This is a genomic window from Pedobacter sp. Leaf216 (assembly GCF_001421515.1).
GTDB lineage: Bacteria > Bacteroidota > Bacteroidia > Sphingobacteriales > Sphingobacteriaceae > Pedobacter.
Genome location: NZ_LMKM01000007.1, coordinates 610,959 through 633,475, shown reverse-complemented (window position 1 = coordinate 633,475; position 22,517 = coordinate 610,959). Strand labels below are relative to the sequence as shown.

11 protein-coding genes and 2 rRNA genes are annotated in these 22,517 nt (G+C 40.1%); 3 read left to right on the top strand and 10 right to left on the bottom strand.

Annotated features, from left to right (window positions below; all coding sequences use genetic code 11):
* The first annotated feature begins 235 nt into the window (after nt 1-235).
* The 3 genes from ASE74_RS07670 to ASE74_RS07660 all read left to right on the top strand — a co-directional run bounded on the left by ASE74_RS07670 (nt 236) and on the right by ASE74_RS07660 (nt 4,848).
* A 23S ribosomal RNA gene (locus ASE74_RS07670) occupies nt 236-3,014 on the top strand.
* A 140-nt stretch (nt 3,015-3,154) separates the two neighbouring features.
* Nucleotides 3,155-3,266 (top strand): 5S ribosomal RNA (gene rrf / locus ASE74_RS07665).
* A gap of 601 nt (nt 3,267-3,867) precedes the next feature.
* Nucleotides 3,868-4,848, top strand: coding sequence for an acyl-ACP desaturase (locus ASE74_RS07660; protein WP_055906548.1), 981 nt, complete (start codon nt 3,868-3,870; stop codon nt 4,846-4,848).
* Between the two features lie 124 nt (nt 4,849-4,972).
* Here the strand turns inward: ASE74_RS07660 and ASE74_RS07655 are convergent, their stop codons facing one another.
* The 10 genes from ASE74_RS07655 to ASE74_RS07610 all read right to left on the bottom strand — a co-directional run bounded on the left by ASE74_RS07655 (nt 4,973) and on the right by ASE74_RS07610 (nt 22,395).
* Entirely contained in the window at nt 4,973-8,368 is a 3,396-nt protein-coding gene (locus ASE74_RS07655) for a methylmalonyl-CoA mutase family protein (protein WP_055906545.1), read from the bottom strand.
* 450 nt (nt 8,369-8,818) lie between these two features.
* Nucleotides 8,819-10,477 carry an alkaline phosphatase PafA gene (gene pafA / locus ASE74_RS07650; RefSeq protein WP_055906543.1) on the bottom strand — a complete coding sequence of 553 codons (1,659 nt, stop codon included), beginning with the start codon at nt 10,475-10,477 and terminating at the stop codon, nt 8,819-8,821.
* Nucleotides 10,478-10,544: 67 nt separating this feature from the next.
* Nucleotides 10,545-11,834, bottom strand: coding sequence for a folylpolyglutamate synthase/dihydrofolate synthase family protein (locus ASE74_RS07645; RefSeq protein ID WP_055906540.1), 1,290 nt, complete (start codon nt 11,832-11,834; stop codon nt 10,545-10,547).
* A 384-nt stretch (nt 11,835-12,218) separates the two neighbouring features.
* Nucleotides 12,219-13,058 carry a hypothetical protein gene (locus ASE74_RS07640; protein WP_055906537.1) on the bottom strand — a complete coding sequence of 280 codons (840 nt, stop codon included), beginning with the start codon at nt 13,056-13,058 and terminating at the stop codon, nt 12,219-12,221.
* Nucleotides 13,058-13,459, bottom strand: a complete 402-nt coding sequence (locus tag ASE74_RS07635; RefSeq protein ID WP_025144642.1) for a biopolymer transporter ExbD — start codon at nt 13,457-13,459, stop codon at nt 13,058-13,060. Before ASE74_RS07635 ends, ASE74_RS07640 begins: the two co-directional genes overlap by 1 nt.
* Nucleotides 13,459-14,163: a MotA/TolQ/ExbB proton channel family protein gene (locus ASE74_RS07630; RefSeq protein WP_055906534.1), complete on the bottom strand. Its 705-nt coding sequence runs from the start codon at nt 14,161-14,163 to the stop codon at nt 13,459-13,461. The genes ASE74_RS07635 and ASE74_RS07630 overlap by 1 nt, the downstream gene beginning before the upstream one ends.
* Nucleotides 14,163-16,004: an SPOR domain-containing protein gene (locus tag ASE74_RS07625; RefSeq protein WP_055906531.1), complete on the bottom strand. Its 1,842-nt coding sequence runs from the start codon at nt 16,002-16,004 to the stop codon at nt 14,163-14,165. Before ASE74_RS07625 ends, ASE74_RS07630 begins: the two co-directional genes overlap by 1 nt.
* Before the next feature lie 367 nt (nt 16,005-16,371).
* Nucleotides 16,372-17,337, bottom strand: a complete 966-nt coding sequence (locus tag ASE74_RS07620; protein WP_082458683.1) for an endo-beta-N-acetylglucosaminidase H — start codon at nt 17,335-17,337, stop codon at nt 16,372-16,374.
* A gap of 295 nt (nt 17,338-17,632) precedes the next feature.
* Nucleotides 17,633-19,273 carry a SusD/RagB family nutrient-binding outer membrane lipoprotein gene (locus ASE74_RS07615; RefSeq protein WP_055906528.1) on the bottom strand — a complete coding sequence of 547 codons (1,641 nt, stop codon included), beginning with the start codon at nt 19,271-19,273 and terminating at the stop codon, nt 17,633-17,635.
* Nucleotides 19,274-19,284: 11 nt separating this feature from the next.
* Nucleotides 19,285-22,395, bottom strand: a complete 3,111-nt coding sequence (locus tag ASE74_RS07610; protein WP_055906525.1) for a SusC/RagA family TonB-linked outer membrane protein — start codon at nt 22,393-22,395, stop codon at nt 19,285-19,287.
* Between the last annotated feature and the right edge of the window lie 122 nt (nt 22,396-22,517).

The following is a 22,517-nucleotide window of genomic DNA, read 5'->3' as shown; positions in this document are numbered from 1 at the left end:
AGCTGAAACGGAGCTTAGGTTGGGGACAATGAAACCCTCCKCCTTTATACCTTCGGCCTTCAGCCTCAGTAAAGTTCTTTGACATATTGGAAGAAGTTAAAAAAGAAGAGCAAACAACAATAGGCGACTGTTGTGTTTGTGCTCGCTTAAAGGGATCGCAAGAAACCRATAAGTRTGAGACATCATGACAAGAGCAAAAAAAGCATACCATATGGCGCAAAAGGCATATGAGTAGAAGAAAGTAATAAAGAGTACACGGGGGATGCCTTGGCTCTCAGAGGCGATGAAGGACGTGATAAGCTGCGATAAGCTTCGGGTATTTGCAAATAGGAACTGATCCGAAGATTTCCGAATGGGGCAACCCGGCTAGTTGAAGACTAGTCACATATAATGAGCAAACCTGCCGAACTGAAACATCTAAGTAAGCAGAGGAAGAGAAAATAACAATGATTTCCTAAGTAGTGGCGAGCGAAAGGGAAAGAGCCCAAACCTACTTTGTTACGGCAAAGTGGGGGTTGTAGGACTACGATGTGGCATTGGTAAACAGAAGTGGAACGGGATGGGAAGCCCGGCGAGACAAGGTGATAGCCCTGTACACGTATAGAATACCAGTCTAGTAGTATCCTGAGTACCGCGAGGTCGGAGACGCCTTGTGGGAATCTGCCGGCACCATCCGGTAAGGCTAAATACTCCTGAGAGACCGATAGTGAACCAGTACCGTGAGGGAAAGGTGAAAAGAACCCCGAACAGGGGAGTGAAATAGAACCTGAAACCGTGTACTTACAAGCGGTCGGAGCATCCAAGTGGTGTGACGGCGTGCCTTTTGCATAATGAGCCTACGAGTTACTCCTCTCTGGCAAGGTTAAGTGCTTCAGGCACGGATCCGAAGCGAAAGCGAGTCTGAACAGGGCGTATAGTCAGAGGGGGTAGACGCGAAACCTTGTGATCTACCCATGGACAGGTTGAAGGTGCGGTAACACGTACTGGAGGACCGAACCGATAAACGTTGAAAAGTTTCCGGATGATCTGTGGGTAGGGGTGAAAGGCTAATCAAACTGGGAAATAGCTCGTACTCCCCGAAATGTTTTTAGGAACAGCGTGGATATTAAGTTTCATAGAGGTAGAGCTACTGATTGGGTGCGGGGGAGTCAAATCCTACCAAATCCAGACAAACTCCGAATGCTATGAAATATGATCTGCAGTGAGGCGCGGGGTGCTAAGGTCACGCGCCGAGAGGGAAAGAACCCAGACCATCAGCTAAGGTCCCCAAGTGACAGTTAAGTTGAACTAACGAGGTCCGATTGCACAGACAGCTAGGATGTTGGCTTGGAAGCAGCCATTCATTTAAAGAGTGCGTAACAGCTCACTAGTCGAGCGATCGGGCATGGATAATAAACGGGCATTAAACTGTTCACCGAAGCTATGGGATTGAAATATATCGGTAGGGGAGCATTCTATATGCAGCGAAGGTATCTGGTAATGGGTGCTGGAGCGTATAGAAAAGCAAATGTAGGCATAAGTAACGATAAGGCGGGAGAGAAACCCGCCCACCGAAAGGATAAGGTTTCCTGATCAACGCTAATCGGATCAGGGTCAGTCGGGACCTAAGGAGAACCCGAAGGGGAAATTCGATGGACAACTGGTTAATATTCCAGTACTTTTTATAACTGCGATGTGGGGACGGAGTAGTGACACTGCCGCGATCTGACGGAATAGATCGTTAAAGTTCCAAGAAAAACCGCTAAGCTTCAGGTTATAAAAACCCGTACCGCAAACCGACACAGGTATCCGGGAAGAGGATTCTAAGGTGCTCGAGTGAATCATGGCTAAGGAACTCGGCAAAATGGCCCTGTAACTTCGGGAGAAGGGGCGCTTGCAGCAATGTAAGCCGCAGTGAAAAGGCCCAGGCGACTGTTTAACAAAAACACATGGCTTTGCAAAATCGAAAGATGAGGTATAAGGCCTGACACCTGCCCGGTGCTGGAAGGTTAAGAGGGGATGTCATCGTAAGAGAAGCATTGAATCGAAGCCCCAGTAAACGGCGGCCGTAACTATAACGGTCCTAAGGTAGCGAAATTCCTTGTCGGGTAAGTTCCGACCTGCACGAATGGTGTAACGATCTGGGCGCTGTCTCAGCCATGAGCTCGGTGAAATTGTGGTCCCGGTGAAGACGCCGGGTACCCGCAACGGGACGGAAAGACCCCATGCACCTTCACTACAATTTAACATTGACATTGGATACAGGATGTGTAGGATAGGTGGGAGGCTTTGAAGCGGCGTCGCTAGGCGTCGTGGAGCCAACGTTGAAATACCACCCTTTCTGTATTCGGTGTCTAATCCCGATCATKCGGGAGACATTGTTTGATGGGTAGTTTGACTGGGGTGGTCGCCTCCAAAAAGGTAACGGAGGCTTTCAAAGGTAAGCTCAGTACGCTTGGTAACCGTACGSGGAGTGCAATAGCATAAGCTTGCTTGACTGTGAGACAGACAAGTCGATCAGGGTCGAAAGACGGATATAGTGATCCGGTGGTTCTGCATGGAAGGGCCATCGCTCAAAGGATAAAAGGTACGCTGGGGATAACAGGCTGATCTCCCCCAAGAGCTCATATCGACGGGGAGGTTTGGCACCTCGATGTCGGCTCGTCACATCCTGGGGCTGGAGAAGGTCCCAAGGGTTCGGCTGTTCGCCGATTAAAGTGGCACGCGAGCTGGGTTCAGAACGTCGCGAGACAGTTCGGTCCCTATCTGTTGTGGGCGTAGGAATTTTGAGTGGGGCTGACCTTAGTACGAGAGGACCGGGTTGGACCAGCCTCTAGTGAATCTGTTGTTCCGCCAGGGGCATTGCAGAGTAGCTACGCTGGGAATAGATAAGCGCTGAAAGCATCTAAGTGCGAAACTAGCCACGAGATGAGAATTCCATATAGGACCGTAGAAGACTACTACGTTGATAGGCTACAGATGTAAAGCTGGTGACAGCACAGTCGAGTAGTACTAATCATCCGAAGCTTTCAAAGCAAACAGACTGTTGTTTGTTCTTCATAATAACTTCTTTCAATAATATGTCATTTAAGCGGAAAGCCAAAAGACCAGAGACCAAAGCGGAATACAGAGCTTTAAGCTTTGAGCTTTRTCCTTTCAGCTCAAATAAAAATATTTAGGTGCCTATATCGGTGGTGTCCACCTCTTCCCATTCCGAACAGAGAAGTTAAGCCCACCAGAGCCGATGGTACTGCGGTAACACGTGGGAGAGTAGGTCGGTGCCAAATCTTAAAAGAAACCCTTCAGCAGAAATGCTGAAGGGTTTTCTTCGTTTAWGGCAATCCTATCAGCATTTCCGATTTCCTTCCCAACATTAAGAAGCACTATGTTAACTTGGAACCGTTTTCTTCATTACCATAATTTCTTATTGGTAAAGAGGGTATTTCCTACAGATTATGCAGATCTCCGCAGATTTTTTTTTCAACCATTAAGGAGTTAAGTAAGATTAAGGTATTATATCGTAACGAATTCTTCTTAATGACCTTAATATAGGCTTTATTCCAGCTGATTATGTAGAGTATATTAAGAAGTTAAGGTATAGTATTAAAAAAGATTTCTAAAGCTAAATTGGAATTAGTTGGATTTCATTAGTAAGGATGAATGGCTAAAAGAAATCAATTTTCCTGCTTCTTACACGAACTGCAATCTGGAAATATAATTATGAAGATTATGCTTTGTGCCTCAGATGATCTTTGCGTTAAAGATTTTCAATGATTCTAAATGATTTAGGTCACATTTAAAACTACTTTCATGCTAAATATGTTAATATCACAAGGTTTGCCGTAATATTTGGTTATCTTTGTTGTTAACAATATATAAACAAAAGTAATGAGTTTTTTTGCAGATAAAAGAAGGGAAGTAATGGTGCATATTGAAAAGTATATGCTGGAGATGATGGATACCTATCTAAAACCAATTGATACTAACTGGCAACCGTCTGATTTTCTTCCCGATTCTACTAGTGATACATTTTATCAAGATATCAGAATATTAAGGGATAATGCAAAGGACCTTTCTTATGATCTTGTGGCTGTATTGATCGGTGATACCATTACTGAAGAAGCTTTACCTACTTACGAATCGTGGTTAGCAATGGTACAAGGTCCAAGTATGAAGGAAGATGGTGGATGGATGAAATGGAACCGTCATTGGACTGCAGAGGAGAACCGTCATGGTGATTTGTTGAATAAATATTTGTATTTATCTGGTCGCGTTGATATGCGCCAAATGGAAATTTCTACTCAATACCTTATTGCTGATGGATTCGATATTGGAACCGGTCATGATCCATACCGTAACTTTATTTACACTTCTTTTCAGGAGATGGCAACAAACATCTCGCACAGAAGAGTAGCCTCTTTAGCTAAAAAAGATGGCGATACTTTATTGTCTAGAATGTGTGGTGTGATTGCTTCTGATGAAGCGAGACACGCAAAAGCCTATAAAGATTTTATGAACCGTATTTTTGAGGTTGACCCTAATGAAGCAATGTTAGCTTTTGAAGATATGATGCGCCAGAAAATTGTGATGCCAGCACATTTTTTACGTGAGGTAGGCTTAAAAATTGGTCAAACATTTGGCCACTTCACCGATGCTGCACAACGTTTAGGCGTTTATACTGCAATTGATTATGTTGAAATTATGCAGCAGTTAATTGTTGACTGGAAAATTGAAGGGATGCGCGATTTAAATGAAGCTGGTGAAAAAGCCCGTGATTACATCATGGCTTTACCTTCTCGTTTATTACGTGTGGCAGAAAGAATGAAAACGCCAACTATTGATTATAAATTTAGCTGGATTGCTGGTTAACAGTAATCATTAAGATATGAAAGCCTCCCGATATTACATCGAGAGGCTTTTTATTTTTGTTGTAATTTTTGATGAGTTAATTTTGATTCACGACTTGATAAAGCATTGTGATTAAAAATTAACGTTACATGTTTCTTCTGTATTGCCCACCCACTTCGTAAAGTGCTTTACTGATTTGGCCCAATGAACAGATTTTACAGATTTCCATCAATTGTTCGAAGATATTATCGCCTGCTATAGCTGACTTTTGAAGTTGTTTTAAGAGATCTGTAGAACGGTCGGCATTACGATCCTGAAACTTTTGCAATGCTAAAATCTGGTATTGTTTTTCATCCTCAGTAGCGCGGATTACTTCGCCAGGAACAATAGTAGGCGATCCATTTTTATTTAAAAATGTATTTACTCCTACAATCGGATATTCACCGGTATGTTTCAGCGTTTCATAATACAAACTTTCTTCCTGAATTTTTCCACGTTGATACATCGTTTCCATTGCTCCTAAAACGCCCCCACGATCGTTAATGCGTTTAAATTCGGCAAGAACAGCATCTTCAACTAAATCAGTTAATTCTTCGATGATAAAAGCACCCTGTAGAGGATTTTCATTTTTTGCCAGTCCTAATTCTCTGTTAATGATCAATTGGATGGCCATTGCTCTCCTTACTGATTCTTCGGTAGGTGTGGTAATGGCTTCATCATAAGCATTGGTATGCAACGAATTGCAGTTATCATAAATGGCGTAAAGTGCCTGTAAAGTGGTACGGATATCATTAAAATCAATTTCCTGGGCATGTAAAGAACGACCAGAAGTTTGGATATGGTATTTCAGTTTCTGTGAGCGGTCATTACCCTTATATTTGTTTTTGATGGCTTTAGCCCAAATTCTCCTTGCTACGCGCCCAATAACTGCATATTCAGGGTCGATTCCATTAGAAAAGAAAAAGGATAAGTTAGGGGCAAAATCGTCGATATGCATGCCTCTGCTTAAGTAATATTCTACAAAAGTGAAACCGTTACTTAGCGTAAAAGCAAGTTGAGAAATGGGATTTGCCCCAGCTTCGGCGATGTGATAGCCCGAAATAGAGACTGAATAAAAATTTCTTACTTTCTCATCTATAAAATATTTCTGAATATCGCCCATCATGCGTAAGGCAAATTCAGTTGAAAATATACAGGTATTTTGTGCCTGATCTTCTTTTAAAATATCAGCCTGAACGGTTCCTCTAACCGAACTGATTGCTTTGGCTCTAATCTGCGCATAAACATCCGCAGGCAAAACCTGATCTCCTGTAACGCCTAGAAGCATTAATCCTAAGCCGTTGTTTCCCTCAGGAAGTGCACCATTGTAGGTGGGTTTTTCAATGTTTTTCGTTTTATAGATCTCATCGATTTTGTCCTTAATTTCTTCGGTCAAACCGTTTTCGATAATGTATTTTTCACATTGCTGATCGATTGCCGCATTCATGAAAAAGCCCAGTAACATTGGTGCCGGTCCATTAATAGTCATGGATACAGAAGTTGAAGGTGCACAAAGATCAAACCCTGAATAGAGTTTTTTGGCGTCATCCAAAGTTGCAATGCTTACGCCTGAATTACCGATTTTCCCATAAATGTCGGGCCGGATGTGCGGATCTTCGCCATAAAGGGTAACCGAATCGAAGGCGGTAGATAAGCGGTGTGCCGGCTGACCCAAAGAAACATAGTGAAAACGTTTATTTGTTCTTTCGGGGCCACCTTCCCCTGCAAACATTCTTGTTGGATCTTCACCTTCTCTTTTTAACGGAAATACACCTGCTGCATAAGGGAATTCGCCTGGAAGGTTCTCAGTTAAAAGCCACCTTAAAATATCGCCCCAATCTTTATATCTCGGCAAAGAGACTTTAGGAATGTTCAGCTTTGAAAGGGATTCGTAAAATAAGGGTTGTTTAATCTCTTTATCACGAACTTTATAGATAAAAAATTCTTCTTTATAAGCCCTTTTGGTATCTGGCCACTGGCGCAATAAGCGTCTGCATTCGCCATCCAACTGCTCCTCGAAGAAATTGTAAGTTGTGCTTAAACTCTTAGACACCTCCTCCTGCTGAAAACCATCTGGTAGAGGGGAATTATTATCGCCTAATAGATTGATTACTCCTTTGAGTTGGTACATTTTACGGGCAATTGTGGCTTGTTTATTAACCCATTCGTTGTACAGCTGACTTGATTCAGCAATCTCTGCCAAGTAACGGATGCGATCGGGTGGGATGATATAGATTTTTTCAGACTGATCGGAGGTGAGTTCCATTTTGGCCTTAAAATCAGTTCCGGTTTTTAGTTTAATCTGCTCCATTAAGGCAACAAACAGATTATTCATCCCCGGATCATTAAATTGCGAGGCCATGGTACCATAAACAGGTATTTCATTGTCTTTAGCGTCGAAAATGTTATGGTTACGCTTGTATTGCTTACGCACATCCCGCAAAGCATCCAAAGCGCCTCTTTTATCAAATTTATTAATGGCTACCAGATCGGCAAAATCAAGCATATCGATTTTTTCCAATTGGGTAGCGGCACCAAATTCTGGCGTCATCACATAGAGTGAAACATCACAATGTTCAGTAATTTCGGTGTCTGATTGTCCAATACCCGAGGTTTCTACAATAATTAGATCGTAGCCGGCAGCTTTACAGATGTCGATACTTTCTTGCACATTTTTAGAGAGCGCAAGGTTGGCCTGCCTGGTGGCTAACGAACGCATGTAAACCCTTGGATTATTAATGGCATTCATCCTAATCCTGTCGCCCAATAAAGCGCCACCTGTTTTTCTTTTTGAAGGATCAACGGAGATGATGGCTAGCGTTTTATCTTTCACTTCTACGAGGAAACGACGTACGAGTTCATCTACCAAAGATGATTTTCCTGCTCCACCGGTTCCTGTAATGCCTAAAATAGGGGCAGTATTATTTTTTGAAAGTTTTTTTAATTCATCAACAAACTTTTGAGCGCCTTCGGGATCATTTTCTGCAACAGTAATGGCTCCTGCAATGGCTTTGACATCTTTTGTTGGAATGGTTTGGAGTTCGTTGGTTATATTTGCTTTGGTAACGAAATCAGTTTGGATCAGCATGTCGTTAATCATTCCCTGTAAACCCATTTTCCTGCCGTCATCAGGCGTGTAGATTTTTGAGATTCCATAGGCTTGTAATTCTTCAATTTCTGAAGGTAAAATTACCCCGCCACCACCTGCAAATATTTTAATATGGCTTGATCCTCTTTCCTGCAAAAGATCGTACATGTATTTAAAATATTCGATATGTCCGCCCTGATAAGAAGTCATTGCTATGCCCTGAACATCTTCCTGAATGGCACAATTTACTACTTCATCTACAGATCTGTTGTGGCCAAGATGGATCACTTCGGCACCTGAAGATTGTAGAATACGGCGCATGATATTTATGGTTGCATCGTGACCATCGAAAAGGGAGGCAGCGGTTACGAAACGAATTTTATTTTTAGGTTTATAGATTTCTACTTGTTGCATACTATGGGATTTTTAAGATCGGGATGCGCTATTGACCGATCCTTGTTTCCAAAAATATTTGGTATGCAAATGTACTAAATTAAGCAGTTTAAAGCGCGCATACCCTATACCGTTATGGCTTTTGGTTCAGTTATAAATCCAGCCCAATTACAGTAAACAGCCATGATTATCGTAAATGCAAACTTCCCTGATGTTATAGTAAAATCTCGATTGGATAACAGGTACATGATTTATACATAAAAATCATTGGGATAGGAGATGAACTTAAAGGGAATGGATCTCCTGCAGGTTGCCGTTATTGCTGGCACGAAGCAATCTTAATGCGCTCGCTAGTAGCGATAGTTGAAGAATTGCTTAGTCCGTTCCTCCTCGCAATCAAAATACTTTTAAGGACATATCACTGTTGTATTAAAACAAAAAAACTATGCTGGTGGGCATAGCTTTTTCGAATTATTTATTAGTTATCTCTGTAATTGGCTCCCCTACGGTTCCGTTTGGTGTTTGAATGTGGAGCAGAGCAGCCAGGGTAGGTGCAATGTCTGTCATGTAGTGCATTTTGTTTGTTGCACCAGCTTTAATTCCCCATCCCATAAAAACCAATGGAATGTGTGAATCGTATGGATTCCAGTTTCCGTGAGTTGTTCCTGTACTGCCACCGTTAAACCAGTTTGGCTGTAATACGTAATAGATATCGCCGCTTCTACGGGCATTGTATCCGTTGGTGATCATTTTTTTCTGAATTTCCTGCAAGGTAGACTGTGATATTTTGGCAATATCAACTGCATTTTGAAAACCATCTAATCTTTTTAAGAATTCTACAGAAGCTGCTTTGATTACATCGAAGCTAACATCGCCTTTATCGGTTTTTTCGTGATCAAAAATAATTTGATTGTTCTGAGATTTCAAAACGACATTGTTTACCTTAAATTTATCATTTAGGTATGTATTTAGCTTAGTTGCAACATCCCTATCGCTCACCACACCTGAAGGTAATTTGTTCTCTTGCATAAATCCGGGTACATGTGCTGCACCATGATCTGCAGTTAAAAATACAGTATAGTTTCCTTTACCAACTTTTTTATCCAGGTAGTTGAAAAACTCTTCAAAATCTTTGTCTAAACGCAAATACGTATCTTCAGCTTCTATCGAATTCGGACCATAAGCATGACCTACATAATCGGTTGAGGAGCAACTTACTGCCAGGAAATCGGTAATGTTGTCTTGACCTAAATCTTCAGAAAGGATGGCCAGTTTAGCTAAATCCAAAGTGATGGTATTGCCATACGGCGTGCTTCTGATGGCATCATAGTTTTTATCAATATTTTGGGTAAGCTGATGTGGAAAAGTGCTCATTTTACCTTCGTAAGCTTTCTCATCAGCTGTACTGTTTACGTAGGTATTCATTGGATAAAGTGTTTCCCAGTTTTTTGCATAAAACTTATTCGCTAATTTTAGCTTGTTGTAATCTGCAATCCAGGTTGGTACTTCTTTCATGTAATAAGTACTGGTAATCCAGTTTCCGGTGCTGCCCTGATACCAATATGCCGCATTTGCTGCATGCCCGGCAGGAAGAATTGAGCCTCTATCTTTTAATGAAATGCCTATTACCTTACCTCTAAAATTTGTGGCTAACCTCAATTCATCGGTAATGGTTGTTGTTAACATATTTTTAGGAGACATATTTCCTTCTGATGAAGGTGTACTGCCCACGGTTGATACTGAAGAATCTTCCGTACAATAAACATTCTTTTTGGTTTCCGGATCGTACCAATCGTTACCAATAATGCCATGTACCGCAGGCACTGAACCGGTGTAAATACAGGTATGGCCGCAGGCGGTGTAGGTTGGAGTATAAGGAATAAATGTATTTTCTACAGAAAAACCTTCATTAATTAATCTTTTAAAACCTCCGTTGGTATATCGGTTATAATAACGGTAAAGGTAATCCCAACGCATTTGATCAACCACCAGGCCAACCACTAATTTTGGGCGTGAAACTTCTGCAGGAAATGCCTTAGGCTGTGCTGAAATGGTCTTTTTAGTTTGGGCTGAGGTAAAAGCGATTGAAAAAATAGAAATGGAAAAGATTAGACAAGATATTTTCTTCATTGTGTTTTTGTTAAACGGCTAAAGTAATAAATTTAGGTAAAGCTACTTTGAAGTTTATGTAAAGATTTTATATCGCTTCGGCCACTACAAAAGTGCTTCCGCCAATAAAAACCAGGTCATTAACTCCGGCAGATTGAATCGCAGTTTCTTTTGCTTTGGCTACTGATGGATAACTGTTTCCTTCCAAATTAAATGAATTTGCCTGTTTTTTTAGTTCATCAGCTGCCAAGCCCCTTTCTAAATCTGGTTTACAAAAATAATAAGTGGCATGTTTAGGCATCAGCGATAAAACTTTGGAAATGTCTTTATCGTTTACCATCCCGAAAACAATGTGCAGGTTTTGATAAGGCGTTTGATTGATGTTTTTGATTACTTCTGTTATGCCGGCTTCATTATGCCCGGTATCGCAAATAACCAATGGATTTTTACCTAAAGTTTGCCAGCGGCCTTGCAGACCGGTTTGCTTTTTAACCTGACTGATTCCTTTATAAATCGCGTTCTGATCGGTTTTAATATCAGTTTCATTATTAAGCACTGCGAGGGTTTCTAAAACGGTTAAAATGTTTTTATGCTGGTAAACGCCGGTAAGATCGCTTTGCAGGTTTTTGTATTTGATGTTACTTCCCTGATAAATGGATAAGATTAATTTATTCTGCTTTATTTTGAAATCTTTTGCACTTAATATTGCGTCGGCAAAAACGATTGGTGCATTCAATTCTTTTGCTTTGGTAATGAATACCGGAGCGGATTCTTCCTGTGTTTCGCCAATAACCACCGGAATATTCTTTTTGATAATTCCTGCTTTTTCGCCTGCAATCTCCCTTACCGTATTGCCAAGCATATTCATATGATCAAGGCTGATGTTGGTGATAACCGAAATTTCGGGCATGATGATATTGGTAGAATCCAACCTTCCGCCTAAACCCACTTCAATTATGGCCACATCTACCTCGTGTTTTGCAAAATGATCGAATGCCATGGCAACAGTTACTTCGAAGAATGAAGGTTCGGTTTTCTCGATTAGTTTTTGTTGTACTTTAACAAATGATACGACTTCTGTTTTGCTGATCATTTTTCCATTGATGCGGATGCGCTCACGGAAATCTTTTAAATGCGGAGAAGTGTATAGTCCGGTTTTATAGCCTTGCGATTGTAGTACTGAAGCCAACATGTGGGAGGTTGATCCCTTTCCATTTGTACCAGCCACATGGATGCTTTTAAATTTATGCTGAGGGTTACCCAAAGCTTCGCAAAGAATTATGGTATTGGTTAAATCTTTTTTGAATGCAGATGCGCCAACGCGGGTAAACATGGGAAGTTTACTGTATAAAAAATCAAGCGTTTGTTGGTAGTTCATAATAGGTGTCAAATATAAGTTGACTGAAGTTATTATGGAACGAATTGGGAAGATTTTGTTAATATATAATAATGGTCTGTGAGGACACAGACCATGGATATGATTATAAATTTATTTCAATATCTTTCGCAATAAAAATAATGGTCTGTGAGGACACAGACCATGGATATGATTATAAGCTATCGTCTTGCTGAATTTATTTCARYATCTTTMGSAATAAAAAATAATGATCTGTGGGGACACAGACCATGGGTATATTTTGCAAGCTATCGTCTTGCTGAATTTATTTTAGCATCTTTCGCAATAAAAAAAATGGTCTGTGGAGATACAGACCATGGGTATATTTTTTAAGCTATCGTTTTGCTGAATTTATTTAAGTATTTTTTACCTCACCTTGAAGTTAAACATTACAATTCCGGTTTGCACATCGGGTGCCGATTCTAATTTATTTAAACTAGCTCCCAATACCGCCTGTTCGCATTTCCGCCATAAGGCTAAATCAGATAGGGTAGTGCCTTTTGCACCTGCACGCGCCTGAACAACTTTACCATTTTTATCTACACGGATTTGAACGGCAATTTTTCCTGCACTTTGTCCATCATCCTGTATCCTGGGGATATCAATAAATTTTCTACTGGCCAACGAAAGCTGAACATTTCCATTTCCGGAGCCGCCTTCGCCATAATTAGATGCTAATGGATCGCCATCTTTATCGCCTTGGTTACCTGGCGTTTTTCCGGTTCCATCACCCTGGCCCTGGCCTGTGTTCTTTTTACCCTTGTAAAGCGCGTTTTGGTTAATTACCGGTTTGGCAGGTTTATCTTCGGTTACCGGTGTTGGTGCCGCCTTAGTTGGTTGTTTTGTAGGCTTGGTATTAACGGCTATCGCATCTTCGGTGTTTTGTGTTTGCACTTCTTTATCGCTACTTTCGGTAGAGGTAGTTGGTGTAACTTTTTCTTCGGGCGTTACTTTTTCAGGTGGTTTTCCATTCGCGTTCGGATCTGCTGATGGCTCTTCAATACTGGTGTAATCATCGCCCATACCTTCTGCTGAAGTTCCATAATTTACAACCATACCGCCCATACCCACTTCTTCAGGTGGCTGGAAAGAACCAATCACGATAAAAAAGCTGATCAACAATAAAAAGCCCATAATTCCGCTTGCTATAGCAATGGCTTTTGGGTAATTATTTTCCTCGTTAGGTATTTGTGCTTTGTAGTTCATTATTTTTTAGGCTCAACGGCTACAACAAGTTTCAACTTTAATTTATTGGCAATATCGTTTACCACAAATCCATCCTGATAAGTCACATTGCGCGATACATATAAAAGGATCGTCATATCTGGTGCCAGTTTTTGGTACGATGCCAATGTAGGCTCTAATTCTTCAATACTAACTGGTTTCTTTTCAACGAAATATTTAAGGTTTTCGTCTATGGTAACCGTTACTGCTTTTTTGGCGGTAGATTGTTGTCCGCTTGAAGATTGTGGCAACAATAGTTTAACTACTGTAGGATTTACCACAGCTGAGGCCAATAAGAAAAACAGCATCAGGAAGAACATAATATCGTTCAACGCTGAAGTATGTACTTCTACCGATCCTTTTGTTCTCTTGCGTAAATTCATTATTTGCCTGGTTCTTCTAGTAAATCAATAAAATCAATTGCATCGGTTTCCATTTTAAGAATGATTTTTTCGACCATAATGTTTAAAATGTGGTACAATACGTATGCGATGATACCGATAATCAATCCGGTTGCCGAGGTAATCATTTTGGTATATAAACCGCCCGAGATGGTACCGATTTCGATAGCACCTTTTATTGATACCTGGTGGAAAATGGTAATTACCCCCACAATTGTTCCTACGAAACCAAGCATTGGCGCAATACCCGCAACAATACCCAATATGCTAATGTTTTTTTCCAATTTGGAAACTTCCAATTTACCCACATTTTCAATTGCACCTTCAATATCTTTAATCGGGCGGCCAATGCGTTTTAAACCTTTTTGCAACATGCGCGAAAGGGGCGAATTGTTGTTTCTTAAAAGTGACATTGCACCATCTAAATTTCCCGATTGGATATAAGACCTGATCTGTCCCATTAGGTTTGATTCGTCTTTGGTTGCTTTTTTAATGGTTAAATAACGTTCAACAAAGATGATTAGGGCTAAAAAAGCCAGAAAAGCCAGTGGAATCATTACCCAACCGCCTTTAAAAAGCAGATCGATAAAATGTAGTTCTGGCTGTGGTTGTGTTACTGCTTGGTTAACCGCATTTGCTGTGTCTTGTAATGCTTGTGTGGTGTCCTGAATTAATAAAGTTATCATTATGGTTGTGTGTTGTTAGATTCTTGTTGTACGAAATAACCTTTTCCCTTTAATTTTTTCTGTAAAATTTCTTTTTGTTCTTTCGCTTCTTTTTCTGTTTTGTAACTGGCTATACTTACTTTTTTTAAACGGCCCGGTACTTTTGCAATTTCGGCTTTTAAACCGATTTTTTCCATTTGTTTAATAAACACAAGTGCTTTTTTCTCCGATTGGAAAGAGGCTGCAATAACGTAGAACGTAGAAGGACCTGGGTTTGGTACAATTTTATTTTCTTTTGGTGTTTCAACAGGTAGAGCCGTTACTGGTTTTTCAACTGTTTTAACGTTAGTTTTTTTTACGGTATCTGCTTTTTGCTGAACCTGATTGGCCTTTAAAATACTGTCGGTTTTAGCTATCGAATCTTGCTTTGCCTTTAAAGTATCTACAGCAACTTTTGGCGAATCTACAACAGTTTGTGCCGGTTTTGCAGGCTCAGCAATTTGACTCGAGAATAATTCGGGTTTAACCAAATAAGTTATCGCTGCTATAACCGCCAATGCTAAAATTGCAATGGTGATCATTAACCAGGTAGACATGCCTTGCCTCGTATCACCTCCATGTTCAATCGGATCATGGCCAAAACGGTTGGGGTGTTCGGCATGTTGTTCTTTAATAAAGGCAGGTGCTTCAATTACAGGTTCTTCTTCCTTGGTTTCTTCATCTAAATTGATGTACGTTTTAGGCTCCTCTGTTTCTGAGCGAAGTGAGAAACGGCTTGGCGTATCTTTTGGTGCAAGAATTGTTTCTATTACTTCAGGATATTCATCATGCTGTGCATTGTCTGATTCAGGTGTTTCAATTATATGATGCGCTGCTGCAATATTTTCTACCTCAGATTCTGGTGTATGCCCAAAACGGTTCGGGTGTTCTTCATGCTGAATTATAATGGATTCTGGAACTTCTACTTCTTCAGTATGGTGGGTTGCTTCGACTGTATTTTCAATCTCAGTTACTTCATTTTCAGCATTTGTAGGATCAATATTTTCTACCTCCGATTCAGGAGTATGTCCAAAACGGTTTGGATGTTCCTCATGCTGATTTACAATCGAATCCGGAACCTCAATTTCATCAGTATGATCTGTATTGTTCTGATCCTCAGTAGTTTCAGTCGCAAGGTGTTCTGCGGAAATATTTTCTGATTCCGATTCTGGCCTATGACCAAAACGGTTGGGGTGTTCTTCGTGTTGTTCTTTTATAAACTCTGGTGCCTCAACAACCTCTTCCGTATGTTTTAAGGTGTTTTTAAGGTCATCTTTTACTTCATCAAGTTCGATATTCTCGATAACAGGAGGTTGATAAGATTTATTTCCAAAAGGTGAAGGGGCAACGGGTGCTTCGGCAATTTCGTCGTAAACTTCTTCATCTTTTTTAGGTAAACTGGTGGTTACTTCATCAGTAGCGGTTTCTGCCAATGATGGTAGTCCATAAAATTCAGAACCATAGTTCATGTTTTTTACAGGTTCGAAACCTATACCCTGTTCGGTAAAAAATAATCGTCCGGTATTTTCAAGTTCGGCTTCGTGGTTTAATTCCAGTTTCTGATTTACTTCCTCAACAAACTGTTCGATATAGTATTTGGCACTATCGGTTGAGAGATTTCTTTTTGCAGAGATGAAATCAGCTAAGGCTGCTTCTTCAGTTAAATCCGTAGCAAACTGCAGGGTATATCCAGGAGGTAAAAACGTTTGTTTTTCCTTATCGTATCTTCCTGGGTATTTCTTCTTATAGAAGGTGCCCAAGCCGGTAATACCAACTTCTTTGCGTTGCTGCAAGAGTTCTAACAGGTATGATAAGATATCCATTCGGGTAAAATTAAGCGTTTTAAAATTAAAAAATATATTCTACCTTCAAATAGTGTCTATTGATGTTGTTACGCACCATATTCCAAAAAAGGGGACAAAAACGGTTACAGTTTTATTGTTATAATCATGAAATTTCATAGTTTTTATAACCTCTTAGCTGTATCCGTGCAAAGATAACGGTTACAAAGATAGAAATGGTATGCTAGTAAGCAAATGGCTAAATCGATATAATGCCGAATGGCATGGTACGTAATAAGATGGGGGAATAAAAAAGTAGGACAGCTTATGCCGCCCTACTGCTTGTATTTATAGCGATTACTGATTTATTAAATTATATCTCTTACTTATAAGTATTAGGATTTACCTGTTAAGGCGTGTATGTAGTGGTTTTGCCACCATATAAGTTGCTTGATATGCTTGATAAATAAGTATGCACATCGCTGTTGGGTAAATTATAATAAAGGTAAATTCCATAACCATTATTTACGGTTTGGGTGGCTAAAGATGCTGCTGTAGATGAACTGGTAGCCTGAATATCTATTGCTGCCGGGCCTAGATTTGCTTTTGCCAATCCGGGTACATTTGGAACAGAATAACTTCCGTAAATGGCATTCCAGCTATAGTTTACTTTAGATCCTACGGTAACACCGTTATATGATAATCTTGAAGCTGCCGGGCCATAGAAGTAAAATGAAATGATTTTATTCGGCAGTAGTGATCTTAATGCTGTTACCAGGTATACAAATGAACTGGAGTTTGGCTGGCCTGTACCGTTGTTGCCATATTCTGCATATTCATCATCAAAATCAATCCCATCAAGGCCATAAGTGTTAACAGCATTTGCCAATTGTTGCGCAAAGGCCTGTGCCGAGGCTTGTGATGTGAAATTACAAAAACCTGCACCCTGGTGGTTACCCAAAATGGAAAGCAACACTTTTATGCCTTTGTCTTGTAAAGGTTTAATGTAGGTTGTTTTATTGTTCAAAACATTGGATACATTTGTGTTAAAAAACAATTCTGCTTTTTGAGTTGAGGTGTTGTAATTGATGTTGGCAGCAAAAATAATCGCAATATCGAACAGCTGTTGCCCGGTAGAAAGTTTGTACTTTCCTACGTTTCGGATATCGGCATTGTTTACTTCTACATAACATACACCTTTTGGACCGGTTACACCGATTGCCGATGGTGATGCGGTTGATTCTTTTTTAGCCGGACCAGTTAAGGTTTCATCTTGGGTAATGTCTTTTTTCTTACAGCCGCTGATAGAAACGGTTAAAAAGAATGCAACGGCTAGTGCAGCATTTTTGCATGTTAACAATTTGGTAGTTGTCATAATTTTTGTTTTAAATTGGTTAGAAATTGATTGTAATCGCTACAAACAGGTTTTTATGAAGGAGAGATATTTATTTTTACTGATATTCATCCCATAACATAGGTTTTTGAAGGATGGATTTGCTTTTCCAGTGCAATTAAATAAATGTAAATGTGTAAGTAAGGGGGAATTGAGTTTACGGCAGTACGCCGAAAACAGTAAGTTTTCTCATAGGTTTAAAAATTTTGGTTAGAAATTGGTTTGATATAAAAAAGGTAGGATAACTTTCGTCATCCTACCTGGTATTGTTTGTGTGTTAAAAATTGCCTTTGTTTACATCCCACCATAATCTGGTGCCACCGTTATCAGGGCCACCAAGCATAGTAACGGCTTTACGTACCTCATCTTTGTTTCCGTTTCCAAATTCTGCCGTTGGGTATGGCAACCTGCGAATCTGTAATTGGGTATTAATTGTACCGCCACTGTTGTTGTTGGCTACTGTAAACAGTTTTGGATAGCCAGTTCTGCGGAAATCAGCCCAAGCCTCAGCTCCGTCAGGAAAAATAGCCAACCATTTTTGTGTAATAATGCGTTCTAATTTTACTTCATTAGATGCAGTTCCATCCCATTTAACAGTAATGGTACTTGCTGCAGCCGCATTGTTAGCCGGGTTTTTTGGATCTACATAATCAGTTGGTTTACCTGTGCTATTGTTTAGGTAGTTGCTGATGTTGGCATTCCATTGTTGCATTGATGTAGTAATACCGGTTTCATAATTGGTCTGTGCATCTCCGGCACCTGTCCAGCCGCGTAAAGCAGCCTCAGCTTTTAAAAACCAAACTTCGGCAGCCGTCATTAATATTTGCGGTGCTTTTTGTCCGATAGGTGCTTTTGAGTTATCTGGAGTAGAAGAGTTCAAACTTGAATAGGTTTTATAACCAGCTTTACCTAAACCATTAAAAGAGGTATTGGCTCCTGATCTGATCCCTACATATTGTCCTGAAAACAGTGGATCAGTTGCTGGCGTACAGTATATCGGTAATCGAGGATCAGTATAACCAACCATATATGATTGTAATGCAGCACCCATTGCGTTATCTCCATCGTAATTTACAGTTACATTCCAAAGGTCGTTATTTCTATTACCCGATTGGGCAACTGCGGCATTATCACCTGGTACGGTCATTAATCCACCTGTTGCAGCCATTGCTTTTTCTGCCTGCAACTTTGCTGTAGCCGGATCAACTTTAACAATGCGCATGGCCAAACGTAACCTTAACGAATTGGCCAATTTAAGCCATTTGGCAACATCGCCACCATAAACCAGATCGCCAGTGTCGTAATATGCTTTTTTACCCGGATTGGCTGCGATAAAAGCTTGAAGATTATTTGCCGCAGTATCAATCTGTTTAAAAAATTCGGTATAAACCGTTTTCTGGTCATCGTATGGTTGAGAAATTAACGATTTACCTGCTTGTGTATACGGAATTGGGCCAAATTTATCAGTTACCCTATCCATTGCAATTACCTGCACCAAAAGAGATATTCCCCATGATTCAGGCGAGGTTGTTTTCAACGGAGATATGGCAATTTTAGAAATCGGCGCCATTACATTGGTGTATTGGTCGTTAAAACCCGTTTCATTCCATCCGTTATTAAGCGAATAGTTCATGTTGTTAATACCTCCACCAAATGGTGTTGGAGGCATCATATAACCACTAAACACATCAGAACTTAAATTCTGTGCAATTTGATAGTTGGAAAATATATTTTGCTGGATGGGCCCGATTGCCGATCGCAATAATGCTAAACTCTGCTCGGTTGTTGGTAAATTATCGTTGGTGTTAAAACTTTCGAAGTTTTTCTTACAGCCCTGGTTTAAACCTGCTACGGCTAAAAGTAAAACTAAAGACAAGCCTTTAATTTTATGTTGTGATAAATGATATATCGATTTCATGTTTGTTGTAATTAAAATAAAACATTAAGGTTAAAACCAAAACTTCTGGTAACCGGTTGGTTAAAAACATCTATTCCTGATAAACCATTACCGGTAGACATGGTTACCTCTGGATCGTATGGAGCTTTTTTGTAGAAGTAAAACAGGTTTCTACCAATTAGCGAAAGACGCATGCTTTTAAATGTTCCTTTCAAAGGTAAGTTGTAACCTATTGAAGCTTCGCGCAAACGAACCACGGTAGCACTGTAAACATATTCTCCGGTTACACCGTTTCTATCCCCTAAGAAAGAATAATAGCTTTGGGGATTAATGGTAGCCGAAACTGCTTTTCCGCTGGCATCTACACCATCAATTTTAACACCACCTTGCGCGCGCGCATCTCCTGATGCTTTTGAAGCACCAGCCTGATCCATCAATGCTTCGGTTAGCGAAAGTACTTTACCGCCAAATTTACCATCTACCAGAAAGCTTAAGCTGAAATCCTTATAATTAAAACTGTTGTTCCAACCCAACTGAAATTTAGGGTTTGCATTTGCAATCAGACTATAATCATTGCTTTTAACCGGAAAGTAAGGATTTGCAGTTGTTCCATCGCCACTTAATAGGATACGGCCATTTGCATCTCTTTGTAAAGTATAGCCATAAATGTCGCCATAAGATCCACCGGCTGCAATGCGAGAGATATACGCATTGTTGCCACCACCTGTTAAATCAATCGAATTTAGACCCTGTGAAGCAGCAACATCAATAATTTTGTTTCTGTTTAATGATCCGTTTATAGCGGTATTCCAGTTCAGGCCATCTCCTTTTAATACATCTGCTCCCAAAGTAAACTGTATACCCTGATTTTGAACATCGCCTGCATTTAAATAGCCCGTAGCTACCAGGCCAGAAGGTGCTGGTTTAACCGGAATATATTGGTTTTTAGTGTTTGTTTTATAATAGGTAAAGCTAAAGTTTAAGCGGTTGGCCAGAAAACGCATGTCAGTACCAATCTCAAATGATTTTGTTCTTTCTGGTTTTAACTCAGCAAAAGCCCTGTTGGTGTTAATGTTAAGTGCACCGCCATTACCCAAAGTATTTTGAATAAAGGTTAAATAAGGTGGCACGGTATTACCCACTTCGGCATAAGTACCCCTAATTTTGGCATAGGTAATAGCTTCTGGCAGTTTAACCATTTGTGATACAATAAATGATAAGCCTACCGATGGATAGAAATAAGAACTATTTGGTGTATAGGCAAGGTTTGATGACCAGTCGTTTCTACCTGTTAAGGTTAAAAAAGCCCAATCTTTGTACGATAAGTTGGCATTTGCAAATACAGCTTGCAACTGGCTGTGGAAAGCATCATTTGCTTTAGTGGTATTTAATACATCTGAAGTGTAAGTACCTGCATTTGCTACAATTGTATTATTTGGTGTAAATAAATCAACAGCAGATAAATCGCCAGCTAAAGATAATCCATTTGTTTTCTGATCGTTGATGCTACCACCAATTAATCCGTTAATTTTGAAGTCTGATCCTTTTAATGGCACAGTAACATTTAATATCGCGTCGGCATATTTTTGAACATAAGTTTGAGTGTTCTGCGATAAGTATCCTTTACCGTTTGAGTTAAAGTTTCCGTTGATACCAGAATAACGTCTGTTCTCGAAATCATCAGTAGTACGGTCTATATTTCCCCTTACCTGAAGGTTTAACCATGGTGTAAACTCATATTTCACATTTCCACTTAATAAGAAGCGGTTTCTGATGGCTGTATTTGGGTTTAAATTGGTTAAAAACCAAGGGTTCTGACTTAAATCTGTCGAACCACCTAACCAGTTCTGGCGTGCTGTACCCACATTGCCGGCAAGCAGATAATTATCTTTGTAAGGTGTAATGTCAACACCTCTAGGGAAAAGATACAATCCAACCAATGGGTTGTTGTACAAACCAATTGATGGGCTATTGTTGATGCGTTGGTTAATATAACTCACATTTCCATCAACAGTTAATTTATTGTTTAGAAACTTGGCAGTTTCGCGCAGGTTAATATTATGCCTGTTTAACTTGTTACCTTCTTGTATGCCGCTTGCATAAGTATTTGCATAAGAAAAGTAAGTTTGTGCGATTTCAGACCCGCCAGAAAAATTGATTGAATTGGTTGCATTTGTTCCGGTTTGGAAAAACTGATCAAGGTTATCAGTCGCATTGCTGATTGCACCTCCCCAGCTGTCGCGTGTTTTGTCAGATGCAGGGCCATAACTATTTTGGAATTCCGGTTTGTACGCAATTTTATCAAAAGTTAAACTCGATGAAAAACCAATCTGTGTTTTACCTGCTTTACCTTGTTTAGTGGTAATCAAAATTACACCATTTTGTGCTTGGCTACCATAAAGGGCTGCAGCCGATGCACCTTCAAGAACGGTTAAGCTTTCAATATCATCAGGATTTAGGTTCGATATACCATCACCACCATCCTGGCCACCACCAAAAACACTGTTCTGTTGTGCATTGGCATTACCGTTATTGCTGATGGGTACCCCATCAATTACATATAAAGGCTGGTTATTACCGCTTACTGAACGGCTTCCCCTTAAAATTACTTTAGCCGAACCACCAACACCTGAAGAACTCGGACTAATCGTCATCCCGGCAACTTTACCATTTAACGAATTTACCAGGTTGGGGCTTTTCACTTTATTCAGTTCTTCTCCAGATACCTGTTGAGTGGTATAAGTTAAAGATTTCTCTGATCTTTTAATCCCTAATGCTGTAACCACAACGGTTTCAAGATTTTTAGAATCCGGGGTTAACGATACATCAAGTGTGCTTTGCGTGCCAACGGTAACTTCTTTGCTCTGGTAACCGATAAATGAAAACACCAACACATCGCCTGTTTTAGCTGCAATGCTATATTGGCCTGAAGTATTGGTTTGTGTTCCACCTTGTGCGCCTTTAACGGTAATGGTTGCACCCGGTACCGGATTCCCGGCTTCATCTTTTACTGTTCCTTTAATTACATCCTGATAAACGGAATGATAAGAAACTGCACGTTTAAAATGATCTGCTGGTGTAGCTGCATACAGACCTGCCGATGCATAAAGCAACAAGCATGTGAGCTGTAAAGATTTTTTCATATTCATTATGAATAAATTTGAATAAGTATTTGGTTAATTGTTTGCCACCCTCCGAATTTCCATTCTTAGGGTTTTATAGTGAAGAGCATTTTGTTTGCACAAATTGCCTACAAGGAAATTGA

Excerpts from the sequence above, each read along its gene's own strand:
- pafA (WP_055906543.1), bottom strand. The coding sequence starts at position 10,477 with ATGAAGAAAATATCTTGTCTAATCTTTTCCATTTCTATTTTTTCAATC.
- ASE74_RS07630 (WP_055906534.1), bottom strand. The coding sequence starts at position 14,163 with ATGATAACTTTATTAATTCAGGACACCACACAAGCATTACAAGACACA.
- ASE74_RS07660 (WP_055906548.1), top strand. The coding sequence starts at position 3,868 with ATGAGTTTTTTTGCAGATAAAAGAAGGGAAGTAATGGTGCATATTGAA.
- ASE74_RS07645 (WP_055906540.1), bottom strand. The coding sequence starts at position 11,834 with ATGAACTACCAACAAACGCTTGATTTTTTATACAGTAAACTTCCCATG.
- ASE74_RS07610 (WP_055906525.1), bottom strand. The coding sequence starts at position 22,395 with ATGAAAAAATCTTTACAGCTCACATGCTTGTTGCTTTATGCATCGGCA.
- ASE74_RS07625 (WP_055906531.1), bottom strand. The coding sequence starts at position 16,004 with ATGGATATCTTATCATACCTGTTAGAACTCTTGCAGCAACGCAAAGAA.
- ASE74_RS07620 (WP_082458683.1), bottom strand. The coding sequence starts at position 17,337 with ATGACAACTACCAAATTGTTAACATGCAAAAATGCTGCACTAGCCGTT.
- ASE74_RS07655 (WP_055906545.1), bottom strand. The coding sequence starts at position 8,368 with ATGCAACAAGTAGAAATCTATAAACCTAAAAATAAAATTCGTTTCGTA.
- ASE74_RS07615 (WP_055906528.1), bottom strand. The coding sequence starts at position 19,273 with ATGAAATCGATATATCATTTATCACAACATAAAATTAAAGGCTTGTCT.
- ASE74_RS07640 (WP_055906537.1), bottom strand. The coding sequence starts at position 13,058 with ATGAACTACAAAGCACAAATACCTAACGAGGAAAATAATTACCCAAAA.
- ASE74_RS07635 (WP_025144642.1), bottom strand. The coding sequence starts at position 13,459 with ATGAATTTACGCAAGAGAACAAAAGGATCGGTAGAAGTACATACTTCA.